This window comes from Ancylomarina sp., assembly GCF_041555295.1.
In the GTDB taxonomy this organism is placed as follows: domain Bacteria; phylum Bacteroidota; class Bacteroidia; order Bacteroidales; family Marinifilaceae; genus Ancylomarina.
The window spans coordinates 1-6,317 of record NZ_JBFFKR010000199.1; the positions used below are offsets into that span (position 1 = coordinate 1).

The 6,317-nt window shown below is 34.7% G+C and carries 4 protein-coding genes and 1 pseudogene; all 5 read left to right on the forward strand.

Going from position 1 to position 6,317, the window contains the following annotated elements; genetic code table 11:
• Nucleotides 1–466, forward strand: a pseudogene (locus tag ABY905_RS12620) (two-component system response regulator); the annotation flags it as partial.
• Nucleotides 467–508: 42 nt separating this feature from the next.
• Nucleotides 509–931 carry a tRNA (adenosine(37)-N6)-threonylcarbamoyltransferase complex ATPase subunit type 1 TsaE gene (tsaE, locus tag ABY905_RS12625; RefSeq protein WP_372644429.1) on the forward strand — a complete coding sequence of 141 codons (423 nt, stop codon included), beginning with the start codon at nt 509–511 and terminating at the stop codon, nt 929–931.
• Nucleotides 932–1,045: 114 nt separating this feature from the next.
• Entirely contained in the window at nt 1,046–2,269 is a 1,224-nt protein-coding gene (locus tag ABY905_RS12630) for an alanine dehydrogenase (protein ID WP_372644430.1), read from the forward strand.
• Between the two features lie 253 nt (nt 2,270–2,522).
• Complete coding sequence (locus tag ABY905_RS12635; protein WP_372644432.1) at nt 2,523–4,430, forward strand: tetratricopeptide repeat protein; 1,908 nt, start codon at nt 2,523–2,525, stop codon at nt 4,428–4,430.
• A 13-nt stretch (nt 4,431–4,443) separates the two neighbouring features.
• Nucleotides 4,444–6,317: tetratricopeptide repeat protein (locus tag ABY905_RS12640; RefSeq protein ID WP_372644434.1), on the forward strand; the 1,874-nt coding region annotated here is incomplete at its 3' end.

Sequence of the window (6,317 nt, forward strand, 5' to 3'; positions counted from 1 at the left end):
ACGTACTGAAAGTGAGATGATTCGTGAATTGGCAAATGACGAGGCAGCCTATCGTTCGTTGACTGCTTCCTGGTTTGAACATTCCCAGTTACTAGAATTGATTAAGAAATTATCGGAGCAAAATATTAAGCTTATTATTTCGACGGATCATGGCGCTATTCGAGTACAGAATTCTATAAAAGTGGTTGGTGATAGACAGACCAATACCAATTTAAGATATAAGCAGGGTAAAAACCTGAACTACAATCCCAAGCAAGTTTTTGAAGTTACTAAACCCTCAGAGGCTCATTTACCACAGATGAATATGAGTTCTTCCTACATTTTTGCCACAGGAGAGGATTTCCTGGCTTATCCCAATAACTATAATTATTACAGTTCTTATTATAAAAATACATTTCAGCATGGAGGCATTTCAATAGAAGAAATGTTAATTCCTTTAATAACTTTGAGCCCGAGAAAAAAGTAAAAGCTTTTTTTCTGAGATTGTATCATGATTAGTATAAGTAAAATGACTGAATTAAGAATTGAGAATTTAACAGAGATCAATTCGGTAGCGAAACAGTTTATCGAATTGGTGGGAGAACGCCGTGTATTTGCTATGTATGGAGCTATGGGAGTTGGAAAAACGACCTTTGTAAAAGCTGTTTGCGAAGAATTAGGTGTAGAGGACACAATTAATAGTCCAACTTTTGCTATTGTAAACGAATACCATACACCGAAAGATAAGATTGTTTATCATTTCGATTTTTATAGAATAGAAGATGTTCAAGAGGCTTATGATTTTGGCTATGAAGACTATTTTTATAGTAAAGCGATGTGTTTTATAGAATGGCCAGAGCGTATAGAATCTATCTTACCTACTGATGTTATCAATTTAAATTTCTCTGAAGAAGAAGATGGAAGTCGAATAATTCAGGTCGAAATGAATTAAATATTCCTTCATTCTAATTCAATCTTCTGTCTTATAATTATCAAAATCGGTTAAACTTTAAAAAAAACTGTAACTTGTATTTCTAAAGAAGACATTAACGGCATAAATACGATTATGGCAAACCTAAGTGATACTCCTAAGAATTTCCCTGTTGGCTATGAGTTTTATCATCCAAAGGAAAGGCTATTAGAAATAGAGAAGAGTAAAAAAAGACTGGTAATAGGTCTTCCTCGCGAGGATTATAGAGGTGAAAATAGAATTTGTTTAACACCACTCACTGTTGAGATGTTGGTGAATAACGGGCATGAAATCTTTATTGAAGAAGGAGCTGGACTAGCGTCAAACTATTCTGACAGAGACTATAGTGATAATGGCGCTATGATCGTTAAAACAAAAGCGGAGATATATCAATGTGATGTTATTTTACAAATCTCCCCTCTATCATCTGAAGAGATTGATATGCTTAAGGGGAATCAGATTATTATGTCGGCACTTCAGGTACATTGCCAGTGTACTGAAGATATCCGAAAATTAATGGAGAAAAAAGTCACCGCAATTGCTTTTGAGTATCTGAAAGATATAGATAACCATTTTCCTGTTGTTCGCTCTATGAGTGAGATTGCTGGGGTATCAGCCATTATGATTGCTGGTGAATATTTGAGCAAAGGTAAAGGTGGCAAAGGTGTTCTTTTAGGTGGTGTTACTGGCGTTTCTCCAACCGAGGTTATTATACTTGGAGCAGGTACAGTAGCAGAATATGCAGGAAGAGCTGCTATGGGGCTTGGAGCTAGTATTAAAGTCTTTGATAAGTCGATGTATCGCTTACGTCGTTTGGAAGACCATTTAGGACAGCGCATACACACATCCACATTCCACCCTTATGTTTTAGCTAAAGCTCTAAAGTCTGCCGATGTTGTTATTGGTGCTCTTCGTTACGAGGGAAATCACCCCGTAACACTTGTTACCGAGGATATGGTTAAGGAAATGAAAGACGGTTCTGTTATTATTGACCTGAGTATTGATCAAGGGGGCTGTTTTGAGACTTCGGAGATGACAACACATGAGAATCCCGTTTTTCGAAAGCATGGTGTCATTCATTATTGTGTGCCTAACCTAGCTTCTCATGTCAGTAGAACGGCATCATTAGCAATGAGCAATATTTGCGCGCCCTTATTATTGCATATAGCCAATAATGGAGGCTTACATCAATTCTTAAAAACGGATATGGGCTTGCGAAATGGGACTTATATCTATAGGGGTATTTTAACCAATCAGCGTTTAGGAGATTGCGTTGGTATATTGGCTAAAGATATTAACCTGTTTTTTGCTTCTATGTAATTCAGAATACAAAATTGGATTTTGTTTTTCATATGTAAAGCAATTTGAACGATAATCCCGTTTGTTTGAAACATATAATTTTATAATTTATTTGTAGTTGAGGGCTTGCTTTTTTTAGAGTAAGCTTTTTTTGTGCTGAGACATAGGTCTTTCTGTAAGTGTATGTCTAAATCATAAGGGGATTCTTATTGAATGTTAAGTTTTGTTTCTCAATAGTTTTGTCTTATTTTGCCATTATAAATAAGCTAATACTATGTCAAAAACTCTACTCGTCCTATTTTTTATATTGAATTCTTTTATATCGGGTTTAAATGCTCAAAACCAGATAGAGAAATCAGACTTAAACAAACAAGATCAAATTGTCACTAATCTAATTGAATCTTCAGTTAGTTATAGAGGTACGGATAAGAAGTTAAGTGTAGAAATTTGTGAGAAGGCAATTAAGCTAGCAGAAAAAGAACAAGCTGATTCTTTATTGGCTCTTGCATTAAAAACACAGGGGATTAACTACTATCTATTGAGTGATGATGATTCCAGCAAGCTTTATTATGAAAAAGCTGTGTCTAAGTTTAATGAAATTGGGAACTTGATTCAAGCAGGTAAAGTTTTGGGAAATATTGGTCTTATTTACAAGAGAAGAGGTGAGTATACAAAGGCTTTAGAGTATTATTTAAAAGAGATTGAGATTTTTTCAGAAATCAATCACACAGTTGGCCTTTCATCCATTTACATAAATATGGGTAGTTTGGCTAATACAATGGGAAATACATCCAGAGCAGGTGAATATTTTAACTCAGCTCTTAAGCTAGCAGAGAAAGAGAATAATATAGCCGATCAAATTAGCGCTCTTAATAATTTAGGTGCGATATATGAAAGTCAGGATAAATTCCACGAAGCATTAGACGCATATGAGAAATCTTTGAAAATTGTTCTTAACTCAGGGAATAGTAAAATGGAGAGTACGCTCTATTTGAATATAGGTCTTATACATCGCAGAGCCAAGGCGTATGATCAAGCGGAATCATATTTAAAGAAGAGTTTTGATATACGTAAGCTAAGAGGAAACCATGAGGAACTTCTAGGCGTATATAACGAGATGTTTGAGGTGGCTTTGGCCAAAGAAGAATATATTAAAGCCAGACGCTTAATAGGCTCAATGCAGGATTTGGCTGAGATGAATGGTGATTACGAATGGTTGGGAGATGTTTATCAGGGCTACTATAACTTCTATAGTGCTATTCATAACTATAAGCTAGCTCTAGAGTCATATGAAAAATTTAGAACCATTGGGGATTCTATAAATGATGCTTTAAATAAAGAGCGTTATAATGAATTGATGGTTAAGTATGATGTGGGCCAAACCAAGCAAGAAATGGTTTTAATGGCACAAGAGACTCGAATTCAAGGCTTGGAGCTTGATAAGAAGAATGCCTGGTTGGTAGCCATGCTTGTCATTATGCTATTGGGTGTTATTGCAATAGTGGTTTCTTTCAGAATTAATAAACTAAAAGCTGAGCAGAAGTTTATGAATTTAGATCAGAAAGTTTTACTCTCACAAATGAATCCTCATTTCTTATTTAATGCTCTAACAGCGGTTCAGAGTTTGGTTCTCGATAATGAGAGTGATAAGGCTAGTCTATATTTATCCGATTTGGGAACTCTTGTTCGCAACATACTCGAAGACTCTCGAAAAGAAAAGATAAGTCTTAGTCAGGAATTGATTACGCTTGAAAAATATATTGATCTGCAGAAATTGCGTTTCAATTTTCCTATTGAATTCCGATTTGACATTGAAGAAAATATCGATTTGGATGAATTGAGTATTCCCCCTATGTTAACTCAGCCTTTTATTGAAAATGCTCTTGTTCATGCAAATTTACAGCAGGTTGAAAAACCTGAGGTTCTTATAAAAATTGAACTTTTAGATCCCAATTTTGTAGCGTTTAGTATTCAAGACAATGGTATTGGGATTGAAGAAGGGAAGAAGCAGTCTTTAATGAAAGAGAATAAATCTTTGGCTATGCAAATTGCCCGAGATCGTATTCAAATCTACAATTACAAGTCGAAATTTCAGATGAAGCTGGAAATTATCGATTTGAAATATGTAGATCAAAACAAGCAAGGAACTCTCGCTCGTTTTACGATTCCAACCCAAGCTTAAACCAATAATAAACATGCGTAAATTATTTATTCTTAGTCTCGGGATCCTGCTTTTCAGCTTAAATCTGGAAGGGAGTATATTTTCGATTGATAACATACCTGCTAGATCTAAACATTACGAGCAATTATCGGATTCCATTCAGAAGATGAAAAGCTTGAGATCAAGTTCACCTTCTGAATCTCTTAAATTTGGGGAAAGAATAATTAAACTGACCCGTGAATCTGGAGATCCTTCATTGATTGGTTTAGCTGAAAAAACACAAGGTTTAAGTTACTATTATCAAGGCGTTTTCGATTCTGCCCTTTATCATTACAATAAAGCGATACCTGCTTTTAAAAAAGCAAAACAAAAGCTTGATGTGGGTAAGATCTTTAATAATATAGCTATTATTTACAGGCGGACGAGTAAATCGGAGTTGGCTTTGGAAAATTATCTTGTGGCCAAAAATATTTACGAAGAGGTTGGTTATACCAAGGGCATTGCTAGTATTTATCTAAATGTTGGAGGCGTTTATCTCAGTTTTAAAAACTTTGAAGAGACTGAACGTTACTTTTTAATGGCTCTTTCTTTATTTAAGGATCTCAATCATGGCCCTAGACTCGCAAAAGTTAATATGAATCTTGGTGTTTTATATGTGGAACAAGGTCAATATGATAAGGCGTTTAAATATCTGAATCAAGCTTATGTTTTGAGTGAGGAGTATGAGGTAGACATCAGAGATAAAGGTGATATTCTTTTAAACTTAGGAGAACTAGCCTACTATAATGAGGACTATCAAAAAGCATTAGATTATTACAAGCAAAGTGAAGGTATTCGGATTAAGATTAATGATTATTGGGGCTTGCCTAAAAATTATATATACACTGCTCAATGTCTCACAAAAATAGAAAGGTATGATGAGGCACTTATAGAGCTCAGAAAATCAGAAGAGATTTGTTTGAAGTATAAGTTGAGAGAGGATTTGCAGAAGACATACGCACAACAATCTATCATTTTCGAAAAAACAAAAAACTTTGAGAGGTCCTTAGCGTATTACCAGAAGCAACAAATCTTAAAAGATTCCTTAATTCAAGAGAATGATTCAGAGCGACTCAATGAGCTGGAGTTTACTCATTTTATAGATTTAAAAGAAAAGGAACTCGCCATTAAAGATCTTGCTTTGAGTAGAAAGAATATTTTGCTCTTGTCTTTGATCTGTTTTATTATTCTTGCTACAGCTTTCGTGCTTTTTTACCTGAGATCGAGATCGTATCGAAATAAGATTCAGACCCTTTCTTTAGAGCAAAAAATACGATTGAGTCAAATGAACCCACATTTTCTTTTCAATTCTTTAACCGTTATTCAGGATTTTATTCTTGGTAATGAGAATGATAAGGCTTTTCGTTATTTGTCAAAATTGTCAGGCTTGGTTAGAGGTGTTTTGGAGCATTCGACCCATGAGTATATTTCGGTACGAGAGGAGTTGGATATTTTAGCTGCTTATGTTGAGCTACAAAATCTGAGGTTTGATAATGGTATTTCTTATCGATTCGATATTGACTCGGATATTGATTTGGATGAAATTAAGATACCCCCAATGTTGGCGCAACCTATTATTGAGAATGCTTTGATTCATGGCGAATTGAGAAGTAATCCTGATGCTGAAATTAAGATTTGTTTGCTCAAGAATAAAGAGAGTAATAGCATTGACTTTACGGTTGAAGATAATGGTATTGGTATATTGAAGGCACAGAATCAAAATAATGTTCATAAATCAATGGCTACAGAAATATTGAACGACAGAGTTAGGATTTATAATTACTATTCTAAAAATGACTTAAGTATCGTTGTGACTGATCTTAAAACATTGAACAAAGATTTACATGGAACGAGAGTTTGTTTCAGCAT